The following is a 24744-nucleotide window of genomic DNA, read 5'->3' on the forward strand; positions in this document are numbered from 1 at the left end:
GCGGGACCCGGTGCCGGGACCCGCACCCCCCACCCGTACCCGTGCCCGTACGCCTACGGCAGGTGGTCGAGGCGTCGCAGGATCACGCCCTCGCGGAGGGCCCAGGGGCAGATCTCGAGGCGGTCGACGCCGAAGAGGTCCATCGCGCCCTCGGCGACCAGGGCGCCGGCGAGGAGTTGGGCGGCGCGGCCTTCGGAGACGCCGGGGAGGAGGGCGCGTTCGGGGGTGGTCATGGCGGCGAGGCGCGGGACCCATTCCTCCAGGGAGGACTTGGAGAGGGTGCGCTGGACGTAGAGGCCCTCGCCGGAGCCGGGGGCGCCGGCGATGCGGGCGAGCTGCTTGAAGGTCTTGGAGGTGGCCACCACGTGGTCGGGCCGGCCGAAGCGGCTGAACTCGCCGACCGTACGGGCGATCTGCGCCCGTACGTGCCGGCGCAGCGCTTTCACGTCCGCCGTGTCCGGCGGGTCGCCGGGCAGCCAGCCCTTGGTGAGCCGGCCCGCGCCGAGCGGCAGCGACACCGCCGCGTCGGGCTCCTCGTCGATGCCGAAGGCGACCTCCAGGGAGCCGCCGCCGATGTCGAGGAGGAACAGCTTCCCCGACGACCAGCCGTACCAGCGGCGGGCCGCCAGGAAGGTGAGCCGGGCCTCCTCGGGGCCGGTGAGGACCTGGAGCGCGATGCCCGTCTCCTCGTACACCCGGGCCAGCACCTCGTCGGCGTTGCTGGCCTCGCGGACGGCGGAGGTCGCGAAGGGCAGGACCTCCTCGCAGCCCTTGTCCTCGGCGGCGGTCAGCGCGTCTCGGACGGTGGCGACGAGCCGCTCCACGCCCGCCTCGGCGATGGCGCCGCGCTCGTCGAGCAGCTCGGCGAGGCGGAGCTCCGCCTTGTGGGAGTGGGCGGGCAGCGGGCGCGCGCCGGGGTGGGCGTCCACCACCAGCAGATGCACTGTGTTCGAACCGACGTCGAGGACTCCGAGTCTCATGGACGGAAACGCTACTGCGCGCGCCGCATACGCTTGGTGTCGTGCCAAAGACGAAAAAGGCGAAGCCGGGCAAAGGCAGCGCCGACACGAGTGCTGACGAGAGTGCCGCGAAGGCCGCGAAGGCCGCGAGGGTCTCGCACGCGGCCAAGGCCGTGAAGGTCGGGAAGAAGCGTGTGAAGGACGCCGAGCCCGACGAGAAGGGTCTGGACTTCCCCCGCGCCTGGGTGGAGTTCGCCGACCCCGAGGACGAGGAGCAGGTCTACCGCTGCGACCTGACCTGGCTCACCTCCCGCTGGACCTGCATCTTCGGCAACGGCTGCCAGGGCATCCGGGAGGGCCGGGCGGACGACGGCTGCTGCACGCTCGGCGCGCACTTCTCCGACGAGGACGACGAGAAGCGGGTCGCCCAGCACGTGGCGCGGCTGACGCCGGAGCTGTGGCAGTTCCACGACGTGGGCACGGAGACCGGCTGGGTGCAGGTCGACGAGGACGGCGAGCGGCAGACCCGCCGCTGGCAGGGCTCGTGCATCTTCCAGAACCGGCCCGGGTTCGCGGGCGGCGCCGGCTGCTCGCTGCACATCCTGGCGATGCAGGAGGGCCGCGAGCCGCTGGAGACCAAGCCGGACGTGTGCTGGCAGCTGCCGGTGCGGCGGACCTACGACTGGATCGAGCGGCCCGACGACACCAAGGTGCTCCAGGTGTCGATCGGCGAGTACGACCGGCGCGGCTGGGGCCCGGGCGGTCACGACCTGCACTGGTACTGCACCACGGCCAGCTCGGCGCACGTCGGCAAGGAGCCGGTGTACGTCTCCTACCGCCCCGAGCTCGTCGAGATGATGGGGCAGGCGGCGTACGACGTCCTCGTCGGCCTGTGCGAGGCGCGGCTCGCCTCCCAGCTGCCGCTGGTGGCCCCGCACCCGGCCGACCCCGCATAGCTCTCAGCTGGAGGACGGCGTCGGGTCGGTGCTCGGTGAGCCGCTCGTCGCCGAGTCCGTCGGCTCCGGGGTGGGCTCCGTGGTCGGCGGCTCGGTGGTCGGGTCGGTCGTGGGCTCGCCGGTGGGCGGCTCGGTCGTCGGGTCGGTGGTGGGTTCCCCCGTGGGCGGCTCGCTGGTCGGCGGCGGGGTCGTCGGCTCGTCCGTCCCGGTCGCCGGCGGAGTCGTCGGCCGCGTCGTCGTGGGCGGCGGGACCGCCCCGTACCCGCGGATCCGCACCACCGCGCCCGAGGGGTTCACCCCCACCCGCGCGCTCCAGGCGCCGGCCGGCTCGCGGGAGCGGTCGACGAAGATCCGCACGGTGATCGACTCGCCCGGGCGCAGGACGCCGGAGGCCTGGCTCACGTACAGCCAGGGCGCGTCCGACCACAGCGACCAGGCGCCCGGCGAGCCGCCCCCGTTGGTGACGGTCAGCAGGGTCGTTCCGCCGCTGCCGCGGGCCTCGACGGTGAGCAGGGCGGGCGCGGGCTGTCCGGGCACGGCCGGGCTGCCGGGCGCGCCGGGGCTGATGACCTCGACGGACACGTCCGGGGAACGGCTGCCGCGGGTGAAGCGCGGGCCGGGGGTGGTGCGGGCGTTGCCCGCGTTCTCGTAGCGGTCGTACGGGCGCTTGCCGGTGCCGCCCTGCGTGTCGCCCCGCTCGTCCGCCTCGCGGGCGCTGATCCCGGGCCCGTCCTGGCCCTCGCCGCCGGCCGGGGTGCCGCGGTACGAGGTCCACAGCGCCAGCACCGGGGCGGCGACGACCGCGGCGACCACGGTGGTGGTGACCGCGCGGGCCCGCATCCGGTCGCGGCGGGCCGCGTGGTCCTTCGGGTCCAGCGGGAAGCCGGTCGGCCCGAACCGGGGCGCACCCGCGCGGGCCCGCGGGACGTGCAGCATCGCCACGTACGCGGCGGCGCGCGGCGCCTCGACGACCGGGAGCCGGCCGGCCGGCAACGCGGTCGCGCCCGGCCAGGGCCCGGCGGCACCCGCCCGCTCGGCGGCCCGGCGGCAGCGCGGGCAGTCGTCGACGTGCCGCACCAGCTCGGCCCGCAGGGTCGCCGAGAGCAGCACCTGGTGGTCGCCGGTCAACCGGGCCACGGTCGGGCAGTCGCCGGTCTCGACGACCGCGAGGGCGGCCCGGGTGCGCTCGACCTCGCAGCCGGCCGAGGACAGCAGCTCACGGGCGGCGACCGGGTCGAGCGACAGCACGGCCGCGACCTCACGGGAACCGAGCCCGTGGCGCACCGCGAGCTCCAGGGCCTCGCGCTGCTCCGGCGTCGTCCCGGCCGCCTCCGGCCAGGCCAGTGCGGCGAGCTCGGTACGGCGGCGCTCGGCGACCTCCGGGGAGACCCGGGGCGGGGCGGGCGCGGCGACCGCCGGGCGGCCGGTGTGCGCGCCCTGCCGGCGGCGGCGCTGCTCGCCGAGGCTGCGCAGACAGGCCCAGCGGGCGAGCGCGTACAGCCAGGCCCGGCGGCCGCTCGCGTCGGACGGGCAGCGGCCGTGGTGCCGCTCGGCGACGGCCAGGACGTCACCGAGGACGGCGGTGGCGGTGTCGTGGTCGCAGAGCACGGAGAGGCAGTACGTGAACAGGCCGTCCAGATACTCCTCGTAGCGCGCGGGAGGCCGCCGGCCGAGGGTGCGGGGGCCTCCGGTGCTTCGGTCGGGTCGTTCCAGGCGGCTGCTCGTCACTGGGCGACCGTAGGCAGGAGGGCGGCGCCACTTCTCACCCCTTGCACGCTTTTAACCCGTACGGGTTAACGGCACCCCTAGACCGGTGCCGAACCGGGCGGGCCCGCCCGGGAAACCGCCGAGCGAGCCAAAGGGCGCGCCGGGGGAACGGCGCCGAGCGCGCGGAGTCTCCGAGGAACGAGGAGGCGAGCACGGTCGGGGTCGTGAGCCCGGCTGAAAGCGCCCGGAGGCGAGCCGAGGCCTCAAAAAAGGCGTTGTCAGTGGGGGCCGATACGGTGTCGGTCATGGCTGCTCGTACCAAAACCGCCAAGGACAGGCCGTCCTACCGCTGCACCGAGTGCGGCTGGCAGACCGCGAAGTGGCTCGGCCGCTGCCCCGAGTGCCAGGCCTGGGGCACCGTCGAGGAGTACGGCGCGCCCGCCGTGCGGACCACCGCCGCCGGGCGGGTGTCGAGCGCCGCGCTGCCCATCGCGCAGGTCGACGGGCGGCAGGCGACCGCCCGCGGCACGGGCGTCGACGAGCTGGACCGGGTGCTCGGCGGCGGGCTCGTGCCCGGCGCGGTGGTGCTGATCGCGGGCGAGCCGGGCGTCGGCAAGTCGACGCTGCTGCTCGACGTCGCGGCGAAGGCCGCGAGCGACGAGCACCGCACCCTCTACGTGACGGGCGAGGAGTCCGCGAGCCAGGTCCGGCTGCGCGCCGACCGGATCCACGCGCTCAGCGACCATCTCTATCTGGCGGCCGAGACTGACCTGTCCGCCGTTCTCGCGCACCTGGACGAGGTGAAGCCCTCGCTGCTGATCCTGGACTCGGTGCAGACCGTGGCCTCGCCGGAGATCGACGGCGCGCCGGGCGGCATGGCGCAGGTCCGCGAGGTGGCGGGCGCGCTGATCCGGGCCTCCAAGGAGCGGGGCATGTCGACCCTCCTCGTCGGCCATGTGACGAAGGACGGCGCGATCGCCGGTCCGCGGCTCCTGGAGCACCTGGTCGACGTGGTGCTGCACTTCGAGGGCGACCGGCACGCGCGCCTGCGCCTGGTCCGGGGCGTGAAGAACCGGTACGGGGCGACGGACGAGGTCGGCTGCTTCGAGCTGCACGACGAGGGCATCACCGGGCTCGCCGACCCGTCCGGGCTGTTCCTGACCCGGCGCGACGTGGCCGTGCCCGGCACCTGCCTCACCGTGACCCTGGAGGGCCGCCGGCCGCTGGTGGCCGAGGTGCAGGCGCTGACGGTGGACTCGCAGATCCCCTCACCGCGCCGGACCACCTCGGGTCTGGAGACCTCCCGGGTGTCGATGATGCTGGCCGTCCTGGAGCAGCGCGGCCGGATCAGCGCGCTCGGCAAGCGGGACATCTACAGCGCGACGGTGGGCGGCGTGAAGCTGTCCGAGCCGGCCGCCGACCTGGCCATCGCGCTGGCGCTGGCGTCCGCCGCGAGCGACACCCCGCTGCCGAAGAACCTGGTCGCGATCGGCGAGGTCGGCCTCGCGGGCGAGGTGCGCCGGGTGACCGGTGTGCAGCGGCGGCTCGCGGAGGCGCACCGGCTCGGTTTCACCCACGCGCTCGTGCCGGCCGACCCGGGGAAGGTGCCGCCGGGCATGAAGGTGACCGAGGTCGCGGACATGGGCGACGCGCTGCGGGTGCTGCCGCGCGGCCGGCGCCCGCGCGCCGAGGCGGAGGAGCGCGCCTAGCCGCCGGCGACGGCGGACGGGGGGGCCGGACTCCGGTCCGTGCGGCCGGCCGACGGTGCCGGGCGCCGGCCCCGGGCACGGTCCGGGAGGGTCCGTGAGGGCCGTCCGGCGGGGGTTCGCGGTGTGCGGGCGCGAAGGGCTCGCGGCGCGGGGCCCTGGGCCGCGGGGCGGTGTCGCTAGACTTTGCCCTGGTCTCGCCCATCCGTACGAGCCGGAGGAGTCTAGTGGCAGCCAAGGACAACGAGGCACTGATGCGTGCGTCGCTCAGCGCCGTCGCCCCCGGCACCGCCCTCCGCGACGGGCTCGAACGCATTCTCCGCGGCAACACCGGCGGTCTGATCGTGCTGGGCATGGACAAGACCGTCGAGTCGATGTGCACCGGCGGTTTCGTCATCGACGTCGACTTCGCGGCGACCCGGCTGCGCGAGCTGTGCAAGCTCGACGGGGCGATCGTCCTCGACAAGGACATCTCGAAGATCCTGCGGGCCGGCGTGCAGCTGGTGCCGGACGCGTCGATCCCCACCGAGGAGACCGGCACCCGGCACCGCACCGCCGACCGGGTCTCCAAGCAGTGCGGCTTCCCCGTCGTCTCGGTCTCCCAGTCGATGCGGCTGATCGCCCTGTACGTGAACGGCGAGCGCCGGGTCCTCGAGGAGTCGGGCGCGATCCTGTCCCGCGCGAACCAGGCGCTCGCGACCCTGGAGCGCTACAAGCTGCGCCTGGACGAGGTGGCCGGCACGCTCTCCGCCCTGGAGATCGAGGACCTGGTGACCGTCCGGGACGTGACCGCGGTCGCGCAGCGCCTGGAGATGGTGCGCCGGATCGCCACCGAGATCGCCGAGTACGTGGTGGAGCTCGGCACCGACGGCCGGCTGCTCTCTCTCCAGCTGGACGAGCTGATCGCGGGCGTGGAGCCGGAGCGCGAGCTGGTCATCCGCGACTACGTGCCGGAGCCCACCGCCAAGCGCTCCCGCACGGTCCCGGAGGCGCTGACCGAGCTGGACGCGCTGACCCACGCCGAGCTGCTCGAACTTCCGATAGTGGCCCGCGCCCTCGGCTACAGCGGCTCCATGGAGACCCTGGACTCGGCGGTCTCGCCGCGCGGCTACCGGCTGCTCGCCAAGGTGCCGCGGCTGCCCGGCGCGATCATCGAGCGGCTCGTGGAGCACTTCGGCGGCCTTCAGAAGCTGCTCGCGGCGAGCGTGGACGACCTGCAGACCGTGGACGGCGTCGGCGAGGCCCGGGCGCGCAGCGTCCGCGAGGGCCTGTCGCGGCTCGCGGAGTCCTCGATCCTGGAGCGGTACGTCTAGCGCACAGAGCGCACAGCGCCACCGCATCCCCGTACGCGAGTACGCGAAGAGGCCCCGGGACGGCTCGTCCCGGGGCCTCTTCGCGTCCGTACGTGTGCCGGCGCTCAGTCCTTGTCCAGGCGGAACGCCACCGGCGACACCTTCAGGCCCGGCACCGCCGCCTCCACCAAGTAGTTGCCCGGGGCCGCCTCGCCCGCCGGAGCGCTCGCGCACTGCGGGGCGCTGCGGTGGCGGTCCCACTCCACGGTGTGGGTGATGGTGCCCTTGGCGGGGATCTTGAGGAACAGCGGGGGCGCGGCGGCCGGGCAGTCCTTGGAGGACCACAGCACGCCCTTGGTGTCGCGGACCGTCAACACCGCGCTCTTCGGGCCGAGATCGGCCTTGCAGTCGGCGGCCGAGGTGTTCTTGACGGTCAGCAGGAAGCGCGGCTTCTCGCCCGGTCCGTAGGCCAGTTCGGCGCTGCGGAAGGTCAACTGCAGGGCGCCGGCCGGGCAGTTCGGCAGCGGAGAATTGGCCGGAACCTGCTGTCCGGCGCCGGTGCCCGCGCCGCCGTCGCCGCCCGCGCCGTCCGTGTCGCCGTTCTTGCCGGCCGAGGCCCCGGCGTCCGCGCCGCCCGCGCCCGCGTCCGTACCGCCGTCACCGGCGCCGGAGCTGTCGCCGCCCGCGCCGTCCGAGTCGCCGGAGTCACCCGACTCGTCGCGGCCACCGGGCTGTTGGCTGATCGCCGGGCCGGTGCCGGAGGGTCCGGGGGTGATGGAGGGGGCGGGCGAGGAGCCGTTGGCGGCGTCGTTCGGCTTCTTGCCCCCGCCGCCGCCACCGGAGGTGAGGGCCCATACGGCGATCAGCGCGAGCAGGGCAACCAGGCACAGCGCCACGGCCCTCCGACGCCAGTAGATGGAGGAGGGAAGCGGCCCGACCGGATTGCGCAGTGATCCCACGCCACGAACCTTACGAGAGATCAGGGCCAACTCCCGCCCCCCATGCCGCTCCAGGCACCAAGTTTTGCCGATGATCACATCCGGGCTCACATCCGGGCTCGGATCCGGGCCCGCCTCGACTCACACCCGCACCCCCTACTTTCGTCGGGGAGAGGCGTCGCCGAAGGGCCGGGGCGAGGGACTCCCCGGGCCGGATACCGTCGTTGACCATGGACAACCTCCCCCAGCTCTCCGACGGCCTGTATCTCGACATCAGCGAGTTCGCCCACACCACCCCGCACTGGTTCCAGAAGATCGCGGAGGTGTGGACCGAACTCGGGCTGCTGCTCTTCGGGGTGCTGTTCGTGGCCGGTTGGTGGCGCTCGCGCCGCGGCTCCTCCGACGCCATGGCCCTGGCGCTGCTCGCCCCGCTCGCGACCGCCTTCGGCTATGTGGTGAGCGAGGGTCTCAAGTCCCTGGTGGACGAGGAGCGTCCGTGCCGGGCGGTGGCCGGGGCGCCGGTCTCGCTCGTCGCGTGCCCGCAGCACGGCGACTGGTCCTTCCCGAGCAACCACTCGGCGATCGCCGGGGCCGCGGCCGTCGCGCTCGCGCTGTCCTGGCGCGGGATGGTGTGGCTGACCGCGCCGATGGCGCTCCTCATGGCGTTCTCCCGGGTGTTCGTCGGCGTGCACTACCCGCACGACGTCACGGTCGGCCTGCTGGCCGGCGGCGCGGTCGCGTTCGTGGCCGTGAAGGCGGGCCGGCGTCCGGTCCTCGCCCTGGTGGAGACGGCCAGGTCGAGCCGGAGCGGCGCGGTGGTGTGGTGCGTGGGGCGCGGGGTGCGCTCGCACGCCTCCGCGCGCCCCGTGGGTGCGCGCCACGGCGCGCGCTGATCCCCCGGCGGACATGCCAGGATCGGAGGTGCCATGACTTCCATCGACGCCTCCGCATCCCGCGCCTCCGCCTCCAGCGCCGCTCCCCGCGCCGCCGCACCCGCCGCCGCGCCCTCCGCTCCACACGACGCTCCCCGCGGTGCTTCCCACGACGCCCCGTCCGCCGCCGGGTACGAGGGGTCGCCCGCCGCGCTGCACGGGCCCGTCCTCGCTTGGTTCGACCGGCACGCCCGCGATCTGCCGTGGCGCCGCCCCGAGGCCGGGGCGTGGGGCGTGATGGTCAGCGAGTTCATGCTCCAGCAGACGCCGGTGGTGCGGGTGCTTCCGGTGTACGAGCAGTGGCTGGCGCGCTGGCCGCGCCCGGCCGACCTGGCCGCCGAGGCGCCGGGCGAGGCGGTCCGCGCCTGGGGCCGGCTCGGCTATCCACGCCGGGCGCTGCGGCTGCACGCGGCGGCGGTGGCCATAAAGGAGCGGCACGGCGGGGACGTACCGAGCGATCACGCGCAGCTGCTCGCGCTGCCGGGGATCGGCGAGTACACGGCCGCGGCGGTGGCCTCCTTCGCGTACGGGCAGCGGCACGCGGTGCTCGACACGAACGTGCGACGGGTGTTCGCGCGGGCGGCGAGCGGGGTGCAGTACCCGCCGAACGCGACCACGGCCGCCGAGCGCCGGCTCGCCCGGGCGCTGCTGCCCGCGGACGAGGCGACGGCCGCCCGGTGGGCGGCGGCCTCCATGGAGCTGGGCGCCCTGGTGTGCACGGCGAAGAACGAGGAGTGCGGGCGCTGTCCGGTGGCGGAGGTGTGCGCCTGGCGGCTCGCGGGCAAGCCGGCTCACGACGGTCCGCCGCGCCGCGGTCAGACGTACGCGGGCACGGACCGGCAGGTGCGGGGCAAGCTGCTCGCCGTCCTGCGGGAGGCCGTGGACCCGGTGCCGCAGGCCGCGCTCGACGCGGTGTGGGACGAGCCGGTGCAGCGGGCCCGGGCGCTCGACGGCCTGGTCGCGGACGGTCTGGTCGAGCCGCTGGAGGGCGGCCGCTACCGGCTTCCGCTGGGCTGACGGGGGCCGGCACCGGGACCGGCGGCCGGGCCTGATCCGTACATCCGGACCCCCGGTCCGTGCATCCGGGCCTCCAGTCCGTGCATCCGGGTCCCCGGTCCGGACCGCGCCTTCGATCCGAAGGATCCGGAACCTTTGCATCCGCTGTTACACAACCGATGGACAGCCGTGCGTCCGCCGACGGCTGCCCCGCACAGCCCCGTGACAACTGCTCCGTAGCGTCGTCGGCGTAAGGGATCAGGACAGGGATCAGAACAGCGGCAGGGCTGGTCACGGGGATCGGAGGCGGTTCGGGATGGCGCACGGCGAGACGCTCGGCGAGGTGCTCGACTTCGAGGAGTACGTACGTACGCGGCAGGACGCGCTGCTGCGCAGCGCCCGCCGGCTCGTGCCCGACCCGGTGGACGCCCAGGACCTGCTGCAGACCGCCCTGGTCCGTACGTACGGCCGCTGGGACGGCATCGCCGACAAGTCGCTGGCCGACGCGTACCTCCGCCGGGTCATGATCAACACCCGGACCGAGTGGTGGCGGGCCCGCAAGCTCGAAGAGGTGCCCACCGAGCAGCTGCCCGACGCACGCGTCGAGGACGCCACCGAGCAGCACGCCGACCGGGCCCTGCTCATGGACATCCTGAAGGTGCTCGCGCCCAAGCAGCGCAGCGTGGTCGTGCTGCGCCACTGGGAGCAGATGAGCACCGAGGAGACCGCCGCCGCGCTCGGCATGTCGACCGGTACGGTGAAGAGCACGCTCCACCGCGCCCTGGCCCGACTGCGCCAGGAGCTGGAGAGCCGGGCCGCCGAGGGCGACGCCCGGGCCCTGGGCGCCGGCGTCCTGGAGCGGGGCGCGAACACGAACAAGATCACGACCGTACGAGGCGACGAGCGGAAGCAGGAGCGGTGCGCGGCCTGAGACCAGGTGAAACGGCCGGCGGACGGTGGGCGGCGGGTGGCACGGCGGCGGCCGGGCTCGCCGCCTTCGGGCTGCTCGTGGCCGGCTGCTCCACCGGGGGCACCGGTTCGCGCGACGAGGGCGCCGCCCGGTCCGACGAGGTCGCCTCGACGGCCCCGGCCACCCCGAGCCCGTCCGCCCCGTCCGGCGAGGACGCGGGCCTGAAGGCCAAGCGGGTGGACCCGATCGCGCTGATCAAGAACGATCCGAAGATCGGCGAGCGCCTGAAGGCCGACCTCAAGCCGTGCACGGCCGACGCCTACCCGGTGGACACCTCGTACGGGAACCTCACCAACTCCTCCTCCCCCGATGTCGTCGTCAACGTGATGACCTGCGGTGACGCCGTCGGCATCGGCACGTACGTGTACCGCGAGGAGAACAACGCGTACCGCAACGTGTTCATGGCCGAGGACGCGGCGGTGTACGGGACGATCGACCGCGGGGACCTGATCGTCACCAAGCAGGTGTACGCGAAGGGCGACCCGGTCGCCTTCCCCTCGGGCGAGGACGTGATCACGTACCGCTGGGCGGGGAACAAGTTCACCCAGCACGACTGGGTGCACAACGACTACAGCAAGGCGGTCGGGGACGGCGGCATCGAGCCGACGCCGGTCCCGTCGAGCTAGCCCCTGATCCCCCTGATCCGAAAGACGCAGCCCCCACACCCACCCCGCACCCCCCACTCCCCCACGACCGGCAAGCGCGTAAGCGGAAGGCACCACCACCCATGGCCGAGACCCATGTCCTGTTCGTCGAGGACGACGACGTCATCCGTGAGGCCACCCAGCTCGCCCTGGAGCGGGACGGCTTCACGGTGACGGCCATGCCCGACGGGCTGTCCGGCCTGGAGGCCTTCCGCGCGCACCGGCCCGACATCGCGCTCCTGGACGTGATGCTGCCCGGCATGGACGGCGTGAGCCTGTGCCGGCGCATCCGCGACGAGTCGACCGTGCCGGTGATCATGCTGTCGGCGCGGGCCGACTCCATCGACGTCGTCCTCGGCCTGGAGGCCGGCGCCGACGACTACGTCACCAAGCCCTTCGACGGCTCGGTGCTCATGGCCCGGATCCGCGCCGTGCTGCGCCGCTTCGGCCACGCGGGCGGGAACGGCGGCGACGCGGAGGCGGCCGGCGCCGAGTGCGGGGTCCTGGTCTTCGGCGACCTGGAGGTCGACACCGAGGGCATGGAGGTGCGCCGGGCCGGCGCACCGGTCGCCCTCACGCCCACCGAGATGCGGCTGCTGCTCGAGTTCTCGTCGGCGCCCGGCACCGTACTGTCCCGGGACAAGCTCCTGGAGCGGGTCTGGGACTACGGCTGGGGCGGCGACACCCGGGTCGTCGACGTCCATGTGCAGCGGCTGCGCACCAAGATCGGCCAGGACCGGATCGAGACGGTCCGCGGCTTCGGCTACAAGCTCAAGGGATGAAGCCGTTCGGGAAGCGGATCAGACGGAGGAGAGCCCTCCGGACCGGGGTCCGCTGGAAGATCGCGGTCGCCATCGCGGCGGTCGGCGCGCTCGTCGCGGTCACCCTCAGCCTGGTCGTCCACAACGCGGCCCGGGTCTCGATGCTCGACAACGCCCGCGATGTGCAGATGTGGCGGCTCGTCTTCGCCCAGCGGGTCTACGAGACCTCCAAGCCGAAGGAGCCGCGCTTCGGCACCAAGATCAACGACCCGGCGCTGCCGCCCCAGCTCGACCAGCTGATGCGCGACGGACGGCGCGGCACCTACGTACAGGAGCACCGCAGCGGCCCGCCGGACGTGTGGGCGGCCGTGCCGCTCGCCAACGGCGACGTGCTCTCGCTCCACGTGCCGTTCGCCGACCGCAGCGCCACGATCATGAACGACCTCGACCGGGCGCTGATCATCGGCTCGGTGTCCGTGGTCTTCGGCGGCTGCGCGCTCGGCGTGCTCATCGGCGGGCAGCTCTCGCGGCGGCTGCGCAAGGCCGCGGCGGCGGCCGGCCGGGTCGCCCAGGGCAACACCGAGGTACGGGTACGGGACGCCATCGGCGGCGTCGTGCGCGACGAGACCGACGAGCTGGCCCGGGCCGTCGACGCCCTCACCGATGCCCTGGGCGAGCGGATCGAGGCCGAGCGGCGGGTCACCGCCGACATCGCGCACGAGCTGCGCACCCCGGTGACCGGGCTGCTCACGGCCGCCGAGCTGCTGCCGCCGGGCCGCCCGACCGAGCTCGTACGGGACCGGGCGCAGGCCATGCGGACCCTGGTCGAGGACGTCCTGGAGGTGGCCCGGCTCGACAGCGCGTCGGAGCGGGCCGAGCTGCAGGAGATCGCGCTGGGCGAGTTCGTCGAGCGGCGGGTGCGGGCGCTCGACCCGGACGCGGTGGTCCATGTGGTCCACGAGTCCTGGGTCAACACCGATCCGCGCCGCCTGGAGCGCATCCTCGGCAATCTCCTCGCCAACGCCGCCAAGCACGGCAAGGGCGGCAAGGGAGGCGCGGGCGGTACCGGCGGGCCGGTGGAGGTCACCGTCGAGGGCCGGGTGGTCCGGGTCAGGGACCACGGGCCCGGTTTCCCCGAGGCGCTCCTCAAGGAGGGCCCGAGCCGTTTCCGTACGGGAAGCAGCGACCGCGCGGGCCAGGGCCACGGCCTGGGCCTGACCATCGCCACCGGCCAGGCCCGGGTCCTCGGCGCCCGCCTCACCTTCCGCAACGCCGCCCCGGAGGGGACCCCGGACGGCGCGGGCGGCGCCATCGCGGTGCTGTGGCTCCCGGAGCACGCGCCGACGACCACGGGGAGCTTCCCGATACTGCGGTTAGCCGACTGAGCCCCCGCTCCTCGCTCGTACGGCGACGGCCCCCGGTGTCCACAGGGACACCGGGGGCCGTTCGGCTGCCGGCCGCGGCTCGCGCGGGAGCGCGGGTGCGGGCCGTCAGGCGGTGGCCTTCGCGGGCTCGGCGTCGTCCGTCTTGGCCTCGTCCGCCTTCGGGAGGCCGGTGCCGCGCAGCGCCACCTCCTTCACGAAGAAGGCGAGGACGAAGCCGAGGACGGCCACGATCGAGCCGACCAGGAAGGCCGAGTGGGTACCGGAGGAGACCGCGTGCTGGTAGGCCTCGCGGACCGCATCCGGCAGCTTGGCCAGGCTCGCGGCGTCGAGCTGCGCCGAGCGCGCGGTCGCGGCGCCGCCGCCACGGGCGGCCATCTCGTTCTGGACCTGGTGGTTGAAGAGCGCACCCATGATCGCGACACCGAAGGAGGAGCCGAGGGTCCGGAAGAGGGTGGTCGAGGACGAGGCGACGCCCATGTCCTTCATCTCGACGCTGTTCTGCGCGACGAGCATGGTGATCTGCATCAGGAAGCCCATGCCGGCGCCGAGCACGGCCATGTAGACGCCCGAGACGAACCGCGTGGTGTCGGTGTCCATGGTGGACAGCAGGTACAGGCCGACGACCATGAACGCGCCGCCGATGATCGGGAAGATCTTGTACTTGCCGCTGCTGGTGGTGACCCGGCCGGCGATCATCGAGACGACCATCATCGACAGCAGCATCGGCAGGAGCAGCAGACCGGAGTTGGTCGCCGAGGCGCCCTGCACGGACTGCTGGAACAGCGGCAGGAAGAGCACCGCGCCGAACATGACGAAGCCAGTGAGGAAGCCGATCACGGACATCAGGGTGAAGTTGCGGCTGCGGAAGATGTGCAGCGGCATGATCGGGTCGCTCGCGCGGGTCTCGACGAGGAGGAAGGCCGCGAGGGCCAGGACGCCGCCGACGGCGAGGCCGATGATGGTGGCCGAGCCCCAGGCGTACTCGGTGCCGCCCCAGGTGGTGACCAGGACGATCGCGGTGATGCCGATCGTCAGCAGCGCGGCGCCGAGGAAGTCGATCCGGGTGCCGGCCGCGCGCCCCTTCTTCGGCAGGTGGAGCACGGTGGCGAGCATCGCGAGGGCGACGGCGCCGAGCGGCAGGTTGATGTAGAAGGACCAGCGCCAGCCCCAGTGGTCGGTGATGGTGCCGCCGACCAGCGGTCCGCCGATCATGGCGAGCGCCATGATGCCGGCCATCATGCCCTGGTACTTGCCGCGGTCCCGGGGCGGGATCAGGTCGCCGATGATCGCCATGACGCCGACCATCAGTCCGCCGGCGCCCAGGCCCTGCACGGCGCGGAAGCCGATGAGCTGGCCCATGTCCTGCGCCATGCCGCTGAGCGCGGAGCCGATCAGGAAGATCACGATCGAGGTCAGGAAGACGCTCTTGCGGCCGAACATGTCGCCGAGCTTGCCCCAGATCGGGGTCGACGCGGCGGTGGCCAGGGTGTAGGCGGTGACGACCCAGGAGAGGTGCTCCAGGCCGCCGAGCTCGCCGACGATGGTCGGCATCGCGGTGCCGATGATCATGTTGTCCAGCATCGCGAGCAGCATCGCGATCATGAGGGCGAGGAGGACGACGCGAACGCTGCGCGCGGGTGCGGCCTCCCCCTTGGCTGCCTCGGGTGTCAGTGTCGTTGCCATGCCGTCCCCTTGCTCCCTTACTTGCCGCCCGGCTAGTTACTACACTGGGGAAAGTAGACCCGTAACTTGCCGGTCGTCAAGTAAGTTTGTGTGTCAGCGAAGGAAACGAGAGACAGAGACATGGCCCAGGCCCGAGGCAACACCCGCCAGCGCATCCAGGACGTGGCTCTCGAACTCTTCGCCGAGCAGGGCTACGAGAAGACCTCGCTGCGCGAGATCGCCGAGCGTCTGGACGTCACGAAGGCGGCGCTGTACTACCACTTCAAGACCAAGGAAGACATCATCATCGGGATCTTCCAGGACCTGGCGCGACCGATCGACGAGCTCGTCGCCTGGGCAGCCGAGCAGCCGCGCACCCTGGAGACCAAGAAGGAGATCCTGCGCCGCTACCACAGCGCCCTGACCGATGCGGCGCCGCTGTTCCGCTTCATGCACGAGAACCAGGCGACCGTGCGCGACCTCAGCATCGGGCTCACCTTCAAGGAGCGCTTCGTCGCGCTCAACGAGTTCATCCAGGACCCCGCGGCCCCGATCAAGGACAAGGTGCGCGCCGTGAGCGCGATCTTCGCGCTGCACGCCGGGACGTTCTTCATGCAGAACATCGAGGGCGACCCCGAGGAGAAGCAGGAAGCCGTCCTCGAGGTCGCCCTCGATCTGATCGAGCAGGCCGAGCAGGCCAAGCAGGCCAAGCAGGCCTGACTGCGGTCCTGAGACCGCCGTCAGCGTCAGATGGTGACGCCGTGGGTCCGCAGGAAGGCGGCCGGGTTCACGGCGGAGCCGTAGTTAGGCGTGGTGCGGATCTCGAAGTGAAGGTGCGGGCCGGAGGAGTTGCCGGTGTTGCCCGAGAGGGCGATCTGCTGGCCGGCGGCGACCTTCTGGCCGATGTGCACCTTGATCTTCGACAGGTGGGCGTACTGCGAGTACGTGCCGTTGGCGTGCTTCACGACGATCGCGTTGCCGTACGCGGGACCGTCGCCGCCGCCGTTCGGGCCGGCCTTCACGACGGTGCCGGCGCCGGCGGCCTTGACCGAGGTGCCGGTCGGGACGGCGAAGTCCTGGCCGGAGTGCTTGTGGGCCCACATGGCGCCGCCCTGGTTGTAGCTGGCGGACAGGGTGTAGGAGCTGACCGGCTTGACCCAGGACGCGGCCTTCTTGGCGGCGGCGGGCTTGACGGTCTTCGCGGCCTTCGCCTTGGCGACGGCGGCCTTGACCTGCGCCGCCTTCAGCTGCGCGGCCTTCGCCTGCGCGGCGACCTTGGCCTGGGTGGCGGCCTGCTGGGCGACGGCGGCGGACGCGGCGACGTTGGTGGTGGACGCGACGGCGGCCTTGCCCTCGGCGGCGAACGCGGAGCCGGCTCCGGCCACCAGCGACGCTCCCAGACCCGCGGCGGCGAGGGCGACGGCGGTGGTACGGATGCTGGGCTTCATGACGCGCTTCGACATACGGGGGAGAACCTCCGGACAGAACGGGACCCGGCGTGAGAGCGGCTCAGCACCGGGCTTGCTCATCCTTGGTAACCCGGACTCCCGGCCCGGGTAAAACACCCCATCTACGACATTGCGTCGTAGCGATCTCGCCGGGAATCAACCCCGCACCCCCTCGCGGACCGCGGCGCGAAATCGGACAAATGCGACCCGCGTAGACCCGTTTAACCCCATGTCGCGCCCGCCCCGAACCGCCCGAAACGCCCGCCGCCGCCCGCTTCCGCCTTATCCGGGACCTACGTCCCGGCGGTTCGCCCCGAAAGGCCCGGATCACGGTGGAACGCCACCACTATTCCGCCTAGTACCGCCCGAAACCCCTGTGCGCCTTGTCACCACGCCCACCCCGCCATTGCGACCTGGGTCACGCGACCGAACCGTCCGGAACCCCCTCCACCACCGCTTTCGGCGGGCTAGCTTCCGAGGCATGACCGACACCACGCCCAAGATCGAACTGGCCGACGCCATCGCCTCCGTACGCGACGAACTCCTGACCGCCGCCCGCCGCGCCACCGGCCACCCCGTCTCCTTCGAGGTCGGCGACATCGAGATGGAGTTCACCGTCGAGCTCCGCAAGGAGGCGAAGGGCGGCGGCAAGGTCAAGGCCTGGGTCGTCGAGGCCGGCGCCGAGGCCGGCCGCTCCCGCGGCGAGACCCACCGGGTCTCCTTCACCCTGAAGCCGCGGAACGCGGCGACGGGCGGGGCGTGGCTGGTGGGGAACGAGGAGGAGGCGGATCTGTCGGGGTTCGGGGGGCTCGGCGACGGGACCGGGGAGGGGTCCGGTGACGGGTCCGGTGACGGGACTCGGGCGCGCGGGACTGAGGCCCGGTGAGGAGCAGCCAGTTCGTGTTCGCCGTCCTGGGCAGGGCCCAGGGCAGCGGCGTGCTCCTCGCCCGGAACCTGGTCCTGACCGCCGCCCATGTGATTGGCGGCGCCCACAGCGCCACCGTGGCCGGAGCGCACCGGGCGCCCCAGCAGTTACGCGTGGTCTGGTCCGACGACCGGCTCGACGCCGCACTCCTCTACAGCGACGTACGCCTCGGCCCGACCCCCCGGCTCAGCGCCGTCGCCACCGACCGGCCCATCCCGGACTGCACGATCCTCGGCTTCCCCCGCATCCAGCGGTACGAGGAGGGGAGACCGGACCTCGACCAGTTCACCGGCACCGTCCTGCCCATGGCCGGGCTGCTGCGCCACACCCTCACCGTCGAGCTCGACCGCCCGCCCGCCACCGAGATCGCGGACGGCCCCTCGCCCCTCGCCGGCCTGTCGGGGGCTCCCGTCTACGCCGACGACGGACTCCTCGGGATCGTCCGTGCCGTCCCGCGCGGCCGCGGGCACCGCCGCCTGGAATGCCTCCCGCTCACGGCGCTGCTCGCCGACAAGGACGCGTACCGCTGGCTCCCCGACGACTTCGCCGCGCCCCGGCCCGTCACCGCCACCCACCCCCGCGACCAGCCCTACGAGGAGGAGTACGCCCAGGCCGTCGGCGCCGCCTACCGCCGCACCCGGATCTTCGGCCTGGACGAGCTCGGCAAGCGCGCCTCCGAGTGGGACCTCGACACCGCGTACATCTCCCTGGAGGCCGCGCCCCGGGACACCGACCGGATACGGGACCGGGCCGCCGTCCCCGTACCGCGCCGGATCGACGACCTGCTCGCCGACCGGCCCCGGGTGCTGCTGCGCGGCGACGCCGGCGCCGGGAAGACCACCCTGGTGTGGTGGCTGGCCGCGCACGCCGCCGCCGGCACCCTCGGGCCGGGGCTCGCCGCGCTCAACGGGCTCGTCCCCTTCGTCGTACCCCTGCGGTCGCTGCGGGCACGGGACGACGGCTTCCCCTCCCCCGGCGACCTGCCCCGGGTCGCCGGGCTCATGATCGACGCGGCCCCGGAGGGCTGGGCGGGCCGGGTGCTCGCCGCCGGGCGCGGGCTGCTGCTCGTCGACGGCCTGGACGAGGTCACCCAGGACGACCGCGACGACGCCCACACCTGGCTCAGCGGGCTGCTCGCCCGCTTCCCGGACACCCGGTGCGTGGCGACCGTACGCCCGCACGCCGTCGCCCCCGACTGGCTGGGCGCCGAACGCTTCGAGGAGCTGACTCTGCTCCCGCTGCGCGGCGAGGACATCCAGGCCTTCGTCACCGCCTGGCACGACGCGGCCCGCCTCGACGCCGACGCCTACGACCGGGCCGCCCTCGACGAGCTCGAACGCGACCTCGCCCAGCAGTTCCGCCACAACCCCAACCTCGCCGAGCTCGCCCGCACCCCGCTGCTCTGCGCGGTGATCTGCGCCCTGCACCGGCTACGGGACGGCTTCCTGCCCGAGACCCGCTGGGAGCTGTACGACTCCGCCCTCACCATGCTGCTCGGCACCCGCGACGAGCGCCGCCGGGTCGGCTCCCCCGACGGCATCCGCATGTCGGTCGAGGAGCACCGCCAGCTCCTCCAGCGCATCGCCGTCCGCCTGGTCCGCACCGGCCAGACCGAGTTCACCCGCGAGCAGGCCTTGCAGAGCCTGGAGCGCGATCTGCCGGGCATGCCGCGGGTCCGTGACCAGGGCACCCCGGAGGAGATCCTCACCCATCTGATCAACCGCAGCGGCCTCCTCCAGGAGCGCACGGACGACGTCTTCCAGTTCGCCCACCGCACCTTCCAGGACTTCCTCGCCGCCAAGGAGCTCGTCGAGGACGACTGCCTCCGCGAGGCCCTGCTCAAGGCCCACGACCAGCAGTGGCACGACGTCCTGCTCCTTGCCGCGGGCCACTGCACGCGACGAGACCTCCCCGTTCTCGTGGAGGGCCTGCTGACGGCCGGCTCCGGGACCCGGAAGCGGGACCCGAAGACGACGCTGTACGTGATGGCAGCACTGTGCGCGCAGCATGCGGCGATGCTGGACGAGAGCGTGCATCGCTGGGTGCGGAAGGCGGTGCGGTCGGTGCTCCCGCCCCGGAACCAGCAACAGGCGACCCAGCTGGCCCGGCTCGGCGGCTACGTACTGCCGCTGCTGCCGCAACCGGAGACCCTGTCGGCGGAGGCCGCCGACGCGGTCGTCCACCTGATCGCCGCGATCGGCGGAGCCGAGGCACTGCCCTACGCCCGGGCGTACTCCCGGGCGGGGCTCAGGCAGATCTGTCTGGAGTGGGACTCCTTCCCCACCGAGGCCTTCGCCCGGGACGTGCTCGCCGAGGCGAAGAATCCCCTCGTCATCGTGCGGACCCCGGAACAACTGCACGCCCTGCGCCACGTCCCGCACGCCCTGGCGCTGATCCTGACCGGCGAGCACGACCCGGCCGCTGTCGCGACCGCACTGCACGGCCGCGACCTGGGCTCGCTGTCGCTCGCCGCGAATCCGCTGCTGACCGACCTCGCCCCGGTCCGCTCCCTGAACCTCGCCCGACTCACCATGCTCTACGTGTCGAAGTGCCCGAATCTGACGGATGTGTCCGCCCTCGCGGAGCTCAGCGCCCTGAGACTGCTCGAGCTGACCGGTCTGCGTCCGGACACCACCCTGGACCTCAGGGCCCTGGCCGACCGTACCGGTGTCCACATCGCCGTGGAAGGCATCCCGCGCAAGCGCATCCGCGGCGCCGCCGCCCTCGGCAACCGGCTCACCGTCCGGTAGGCACGGCAAAGGGGCGGCCCCAGGACCGTTTCCGGTCCCGGGGCCGCCCCTCACGCGCTACAGGCTCAGGCCCGGCGCAGCGTCACGTCACGCTTCCTTGGACAGGTTCGGGCCCGCCCCGCCCGCCGCCTCGATCGGCGGCACGTCCGGCAGGGCCGACTTCTCCTCGCCGCGGAAGGTGAACTTCTGCTCCTCACCCTCGCCCTCGGTGTCCACGACCACGATGTGACCGGGGCGCAGCTCGCCGAAGAGGATCTTCTCGGAGAGGCTGTCCTCGACCTCGCGCTGGATCGTCCGGCGCAGCGGCCGGGCGCCCATGACCGGGTCGTAGCCCTTCTTCGCGAGGAGCTCCTTCGCGGACTGGGAGAGCTCGATGCCCATGTCCCGGTCCTTCAGGCGCTCGTCGACGCGGCTGATCATGAGGTCGACGATCTGGAGGATGTCGTCCTGGGTCAGCTGCGGGAAGACGATGATGTCGTCCACACGGTTGAGGAACTCCGGGCGGAAGTGCTGCTTCAGCTCGTCGCTGACCTTCGCCTTCATCCGCTCGTAGTTGGACTTCGTGTCGCCCTGGGCCGCGAAGCCGAGGTTGAAGCCCTTCGAGATGTCCCTGGTCCCGAGGTTGGTCGTCATGATGATGACCGTGTTCTTGAAGTCCACGACCCGGCCCTGGGAGTCGGTCAGGCGACCGTCCTCCAGGATCTGGAGAAGGGAATTGAAGATATCGGGGTGGGCCTTCTCGACCTCGTCGAAGAGAACCACGGAGAACGGCTTGCGGCGCACCTTCTCGGTGAGCTGGCCGCCCTCTTCGTAGCCCACGTATCCGGGCGGGGAGCCGAAGAGACGCGAGACGGTGTGCTTCTCGCTGAACTCCGACATGTCGAGGGAGATCATCGCGTCCTCGTCGCCGAAGAGGAATTCGGCGAGCGCCTTGGACAGCTCGGTCTTACCGACACCGGACGGGCCGGCGAAGATGAACGAGCCACCGGGACGCTTCGGGTCCTTCAGACCCGCTCGCGTACGCCGGATGGCGCGCGAGAGGCCGATGACGGCGTCCTTCTGGCCGATGACGCGCTTGTGGAGCTCGTCCTCCATGCGCAGCAGGCGGCTCGACTCCTCCTCGGTCAGCTTGAAGACCGGGATGCCGGTGGCGGTCGCGAGGACCTCGGCGATCAGCTCGCCGTCGACCTCGGCGACGACGTCCATGTCGCCGGCCTTCCACTCCTTCTCCCGCTTGGTCTTCGCGGCGAGGAGCTGCTTCTCCTTGTCGCGCAGGGAGGCGGCCTTCTCGAAGTCCTGCGAGTCGATCGCGGACTCCTTGTCCCGGCGGACGGAGGCGATCTTCTCGTCGAACTCGCGGAGGTCCGGCGGCGCGGTCATCCGGCGGATGCGCATCCGGGAGCCGGCCTCGTCGATCAGGTCGATCGCCTTGTCCGGCAGGAAGCGGTCCGAGATGTAGCGGTCGGCCAGGGTGGCGGCCTGGACCAGGGCCTCGTCCGTGATGGAGACCCGGTGGTGGGCCTCGTAACGGTCGCGCAGACCCTTGAGGATCTCGATCGTGTGCGGCAGCGACGGCTCGGCGACCTGGATCGGCTGGAAGCGGCGCTCGAGGGCGGCGTCCTTCTCCAGGTACTTCCGGTACTCGTCGAGGGTGGTGGCACCGATGGTCTGGAGCTCACCGCGGGCCAGCATCGGCTTGAGGATGCTGGCGGCGTCGATCGCGCCCTCGGCGGCGCCCGCACCCACCAGGGTGTGGAGCTCGTCGATGAACAGGATGATGTCGCCGCGGGTGCGGATCTCCTTGAGGACCTTCTTCAGGCGCTCCTCGAAGTCACCGCGGTAGCGGGAGCCGGCGACCAGCGCGCCGAGGTCCAGGGTGTAGAGGTGCTTGTCCTTGAGGGTCTCGGGCACCTCGCCCTTGACGATGGCCTGCGCCAGGCCCTCGACGACCGCCGTCTTGCCGACGCCGGGCTCGCCGATGAGGACCGGGTTGTTCTTCGTACGGCGGGACAGCACCTGCATGACCCGCTCGATCTCCTTCTCGCGCCCGATGACCGGGTCGAGCTTGGACTCGCGGGCCGCCTGGGTGAGGTTGCGGCCGAACTGGTCGAGGACCAGGGACGTCGAGGGGGTGCCCTCGGCAGGACCGCCGGCGGTGGCGGCTTCCTTGCCCTGGTAGCCGGAGAGCAGCTGGATGACCTGCTGCCGGACCCGGTTGAGATCGGCGCCCAGCTTCACGAGGACCTGGGCGGCGACGCCCTCGCCCTCGCGGATCAGGCCGAGCAGGATGTGCTCGGTGCCGATGTAGTTGTGGCCGAGCTGGAGGGCCTCCCGGAGCGACAGCTCCAGGACCTTCTTGGCACGAGGGGTGAAGGGGATGTGCCCGGACGGGGCCTGCTGGCCCTGGCCGATGATCTCCTCCACCTGCTGGCGGACCGCCTCGAGCGAAATCCCGAGGCTCTCCAGGGCCTTAGCGGCGACACCCTCACCCTCGTGGATAAGGCCCAGGAGGATGTGCTCGGTGCCGATGTAGTTGTGGTTGAGCATCCGGGCTTCTTCCTGAGCCAGGACGACAACCCGCCGCGCGCGGTCGGTGAACCTCTCGAACATCGTTAATCGCTCCTCAGAGCGGTCAGTCAGTTAGGGGTCGATCCCCTCCCTGTCCTTCCGCAGCTTAGTCCCGCAAGCGGGGACCGCTCATTCCAACTGCCGACATCCGTCCGGATCACCCCCTTACTTCTTGGGGAGACCTGCTGCCGAACAGCCGACAAATGCTCCAACTCGATGGTGCGAGACGATGTTCCCGCAGGCCAAGCAGTTACCCACGCCTCCAGTACGCCGATGGCGAACGTGAGACGCTTCTGCCCGACTTCTGCCCGCGAGACGCCCCTCCTCACATGGAATGTCTTACCCGTAAGTACTGACACTCCATGCGGCGCACCCCGGGTCCCTCCGCTACGGGCGAACAACCTTGCGCGCTCGAATGCACCCGTACGCCCCCATCATGGACACTCTGCGCTCCGGATCAAGGACCGAGCGTGACCAAAGTCGCCCGTGAGCGTTCCCCCGGTATGACGATCGCCGTGCCTCTGCCCCGCACCCCGTCGGACGGCGGTGTGGCGCGGTGGTACGAGCACGAGCTCGGCTGGGCGACGGCGGCCGGGCCTCCGGTGCAGCTGGTCACGGGGCTGCGCTTCGACGTCCTCGAGCTGCCCACGGCGGCCGGCCGCGGTGTGCTGCGCCGGGTGGGCGCGGCGACCGGTCCGGTGGCCCTGATGGGGCGGCGGATGCGGCTGCTCGTCGCGGCGGGGAGCGCCGAGGAGCTGCCCGGGCTGCTCGACTGGCTGGAGTGGCGCGGGATCTCACTGGATCTGGCGATGCTGGGCGCCGACGGCCGGATGACCGCCCCGGTGCCCCCCGGCGGGCGCCCGACCGGCCGGAGCGCGTACGGCGCGGCGCCCGGACCCGCGGTGTGGCTGAGGGCCCCGGAGCCGGGGCGCGAGGTGGAGTCCTCGCTGCCGGCCCTGCGGCCCTCGTCGCGGAGCGGCGCCTCGGCCGACGGGGCCGCTCCCTGCCTGGTCAGGCTGGTGGCCGCGGCGGCCGCCGAGTGCCATCGCGCGCGGCTGCTGAGTGCTGCCCGGGCCCACCGGCCGGAGCCGGCGGCTGCGGGCGGTCAGCGGTTGGCGTCCTCGTAAGCCGCCTTGATGTCGGCCGGCACGCGGCCGCGGTCGTTCACGTTGTAACCGTTCTCCTTGGCCCACGCCCGGATCTTCGCGGTGTCCTGGCTGCCGCCGGAGACGGCGACGCGGGCCTTGCCGCGGGCGCCGGCGGTGCGGCCACCGGTGCGTCGGCCACCCTTGGTGTACGGCTCGAGCAGGCCACGGAGCTTGTCCGCGTTGGCGGTGGTGAGGTCGATCTCGTAGGACTTGCCGTCCAGCGCGAACGTCACGGTCTCGTCCGCCTCGCCGCCGTCGAGGTCGTCGACAAGAAGGACCTGAACCTTCTGTGCCACCGGATTTCCTTTCATCGAAAATGCAGTACGCGGAAAGGAAACCGCTTTTCCCGGAAAAACACAAACCCCTGGCAGAGGTTCAGAACCTCGGCATCGCGGGAAACGTGCGCGATTCGGACATAGGCACTCCGAAGCACTCGGCCCCGGGCCCGTCTCACAGGTGCAGAAGCATCCGGCTGTTGCCCAAGGTGTTCGGCTTCACTCGTTCGAGACCGAGGAACTCCGCGACACCCTCGTCATAGGAACGCAGGAGCTCGCTGTAGACATCTCCGTCGACCGGAGTCTCGCCGATCTCGACGAAGCCGTGCTTCGCGAAGAAGTCCACTTCGAAGGTGAGGCAGAAAACCCGGCGGACACCGAGCCAGCGCGCGGTGTGCAGCAACTTGTCGAGCACCTGATGTCCCACTCCGGCGCCCTTGAAGTCGGGATCGACGGCGAGAGTGCGGACTTCGGCGAGGTCTTCCCACATCACGTGCAGCGCGCCGCAGCCGACGACGGTGGCGTCGTCGTCGCGTTCGGCGACCCAGAACTCCTGGATGGACTCGTAAAGCGTCACGGTCGCCTTGTCGAGGAGGATGCCGCGGCGCACGAAGGGATCGACGAGCCGGCGCACCGCGGCGACATCGGAGGTACGGGCCCGGCGCACGGTGACGGCGTGGGCGGAAGGCGCCGGCGAGAAGGATGACGCGGATGACATGGGG

At 72.3% G+C, this 24744-nt stretch carries 21 protein-coding genes; 13 read left to right on the top strand and 8 right to left on the bottom strand.

The window, feature by feature from the left end; translation table 11 throughout:
• Nucleotides 1–53: 53 nt before the first annotated feature.
• Entirely contained in the window at nt 54–980 is a 927-nt protein-coding gene (locus JAO84_RS15550; RefSeq protein WP_370413428.1) for a Ppx/GppA family phosphatase, read from the bottom strand.
• A gap of 152 nt (nt 981–1132) precedes the next feature.
• Between JAO84_RS15550 and JAO84_RS15555 the strand changes: the two genes are divergently transcribed.
• Nucleotides 1133–1915 (top strand): hypothetical protein, encoded by a 783-nt coding sequence (locus tag JAO84_RS15555; protein ID WP_370416771.1) that lies wholly within the window; start codon nt 1133–1135, stop codon nt 1913–1915.
• A 3-nt stretch (nt 1916–1918) separates the two neighbouring features.
• On the opposite strand, the gene JAO84_RS15560 is transcribed toward JAO84_RS15555, so the two are convergent.
• Nucleotides 1919–3643, bottom strand: coding sequence for a hypothetical protein (locus tag JAO84_RS15560; protein WP_370413429.1), 1725 nt, complete (start codon nt 3641–3643; stop codon nt 1919–1921).
• 284 nt (nt 3644–3927) lie between these two features.
• On the opposite strand from JAO84_RS15560, the gene radA reads away from it, so the two are divergent.
• Together radA and disA are read left to right on the top strand one after the other, a co-directional pair.
• Nucleotides 3928–5331 carry a DNA repair protein RadA gene (gene radA, locus JAO84_RS15565; protein WP_265865362.1) on the top strand — a complete coding sequence of 468 codons (1404 nt, stop codon included), beginning with the start codon at nt 3928–3930 and terminating at the stop codon, nt 5329–5331.
• Nucleotides 5332–5582: 251 nt separating this feature from the next.
• Nucleotides 5583–6641: a DNA integrity scanning diadenylate cyclase DisA gene (disA, locus tag JAO84_RS15570; protein ID WP_265865399.1), complete on the top strand. Its 1059-nt coding sequence runs from the start codon at nt 5583–5585 to the stop codon at nt 6639–6641.
• A 104-nt stretch (nt 6642–6745) separates the two neighbouring features.
• Here the strand turns inward: disA and JAO84_RS15575 are convergent, their stop codons facing one another.
• The gene (locus JAO84_RS15575) at nt 6746–7579 is read right to left on the bottom strand and encodes a hypothetical protein (protein WP_370413430.1); all 834 of its coding nucleotides are present in this window, start codon (nt 7577–7579) and stop codon (nt 6746–6748) included.
• A gap of 209 nt (nt 7580–7788) precedes the next feature.
• Here JAO84_RS15575 and JAO84_RS15580 point away from each other — a divergent pair, with 209 nt between their 5' ends.
• The 6 genes from JAO84_RS15580 to cseC all read left to right on the top strand — a co-directional run bounded on the left by JAO84_RS15580 (nt 7789) and on the right by cseC (nt 13246).
• Nucleotides 7789–8451, top strand: a complete 663-nt coding sequence (locus JAO84_RS15580; protein WP_370413431.1) for a phosphatase PAP2 family protein — start codon at nt 7789–7791, stop codon at nt 8449–8451.
• Between the two features lie 33 nt (nt 8452–8484).
• Nucleotides 8485–9507, top strand: a complete 1023-nt coding sequence (locus JAO84_RS15585; protein ID WP_370413432.1) for an A/G-specific adenine glycosylase — start codon at nt 8485–8487, stop codon at nt 9505–9507.
• Between the two features lie 295 nt (nt 9508–9802).
• Nucleotides 9803–10417, top strand: a complete 615-nt coding sequence (locus JAO84_RS15590) for a SigE family RNA polymerase sigma factor (RefSeq protein WP_370413433.1) — start codon at nt 9803–9805, stop codon at nt 10415–10417.
• A complete protein-coding gene (locus JAO84_RS15595; protein ID WP_370413434.1) occupies nt 10405–11082 on the top strand; it encodes a hypothetical protein in 678 nt (225 codons plus the stop codon). Before JAO84_RS15590 ends, JAO84_RS15595 begins: the two co-directional genes overlap by 13 nt.
• Before the next feature lie 101 nt (nt 11083–11183).
• Nucleotides 11184–11882 (top strand): two-component system response regulator CseB, encoded by a 699-nt coding sequence (gene cseB, locus JAO84_RS15600; protein ID WP_370413435.1) that lies wholly within the window; start codon nt 11184–11186, stop codon nt 11880–11882.
• Entirely contained in the window at nt 11879–13246 is a 1368-nt protein-coding gene (gene cseC, locus JAO84_RS15605; RefSeq protein WP_370413436.1) for a two-component system sensor histidine kinase CseC, read from the top strand. Before cseB ends, cseC begins: the two co-directional genes overlap by 4 nt.
• 105 nt (nt 13247–13351) lie before the next feature.
• Here cseC and JAO84_RS15610 read toward each other — a convergent pair whose 3' ends face one another.
• A complete protein-coding gene (locus tag JAO84_RS15610) occupies nt 13352–14929 on the bottom strand; it encodes an MDR family MFS transporter (protein ID WP_370413437.1) in 1578 nt (525 codons plus the stop codon).
• A 120-nt stretch (nt 14930–15049) separates the two neighbouring features.
• Between JAO84_RS15610 and JAO84_RS15615 the strand changes: the two genes are divergently transcribed.
• On the top strand, nt 15050–15628 hold the full coding sequence (locus JAO84_RS15615; RefSeq protein ID WP_370413438.1) for a TetR/AcrR family transcriptional regulator: 579 nt from the start codon (nt 15050–15052) through the stop codon (nt 15626–15628).
• Nucleotides 15629–15654: 26 nt separating this feature from the next.
• Here the strand turns inward: JAO84_RS15615 and JAO84_RS15620 are convergent, their stop codons facing one another.
• A complete protein-coding gene (locus JAO84_RS15620; protein WP_370413439.1) occupies nt 15655–16371 on the bottom strand; it encodes a M23 family metallopeptidase in 717 nt (238 codons plus the stop codon).
• 466 nt (nt 16372–16837) lie between these two features.
• On the opposite strand from JAO84_RS15620, the gene JAO84_RS15625 reads away from it, so the two are divergent.
• Both JAO84_RS15625 and JAO84_RS15630 read left to right on the top strand, forming a co-directional pair.
• Nucleotides 16838–17242 carry a trypco2 family protein gene (locus JAO84_RS15625; protein ID WP_370413440.1) on the top strand — a complete coding sequence of 135 codons (405 nt, stop codon included), beginning with the start codon at nt 16838–16840 and terminating at the stop codon, nt 17240–17242.
• Nucleotides 17239–20031, top strand: a complete 2793-nt coding sequence (locus tag JAO84_RS15630) for an NACHT domain-containing protein (protein ID WP_370413441.1) — start codon at nt 17239–17241, stop codon at nt 20029–20031. Before JAO84_RS15625 ends, JAO84_RS15630 begins: the two co-directional genes overlap by 4 nt.
• A gap of 87 nt (nt 20032–20118) precedes the next feature.
• Here the strand turns inward: JAO84_RS15630 and JAO84_RS15635 are convergent, their stop codons facing one another.
• The gene (locus JAO84_RS15635) at nt 20119–22641 is read right to left on the bottom strand and encodes an ATP-dependent Clp protease ATP-binding subunit (RefSeq protein ID WP_265865349.1); all 2523 of its coding nucleotides are present in this window, start codon (nt 22639–22641) and stop codon (nt 20119–20121) included.
• Between the two features lie 461 nt (nt 22642–23102).
• On the opposite strand from JAO84_RS15635, the gene JAO84_RS15640 reads away from it, so the two are divergent.
• On the top strand, nt 23103–23726 hold the full coding sequence (locus tag JAO84_RS15640; protein ID WP_370416772.1) for an SCO3374 family protein: 624 nt from the start codon (nt 23103–23105) through the stop codon (nt 23724–23726).
• On the opposite strand, the gene JAO84_RS15645 is transcribed toward JAO84_RS15640, so the two are convergent.
• Entirely contained in the window at nt 23705–24043 is a 339-nt protein-coding gene (locus JAO84_RS15645) for an Lsr2 family protein (RefSeq protein WP_265865348.1), read from the bottom strand. The genes JAO84_RS15640 and JAO84_RS15645 overlap by 22 nt on opposite strands.
• A 154-nt stretch (nt 24044–24197) precedes the next feature.
• On the bottom strand, nt 24198–24740 hold the full coding sequence (locus JAO84_RS15650; RefSeq protein WP_370413442.1) for an amino-acid N-acetyltransferase: 543 nt from the start codon (nt 24738–24740) through the stop codon (nt 24198–24200).
• Nucleotides 24741–24744: the final 4 nt, after the last annotated feature.

The sequence above is a fragment of the Streptomyces fradiae genome (genome assembly GCF_041270065.1).
Taxonomy (GTDB): Bacteria; Actinomycetota; Actinomycetes; order Streptomycetales; family Streptomycetaceae; genus Streptomyces.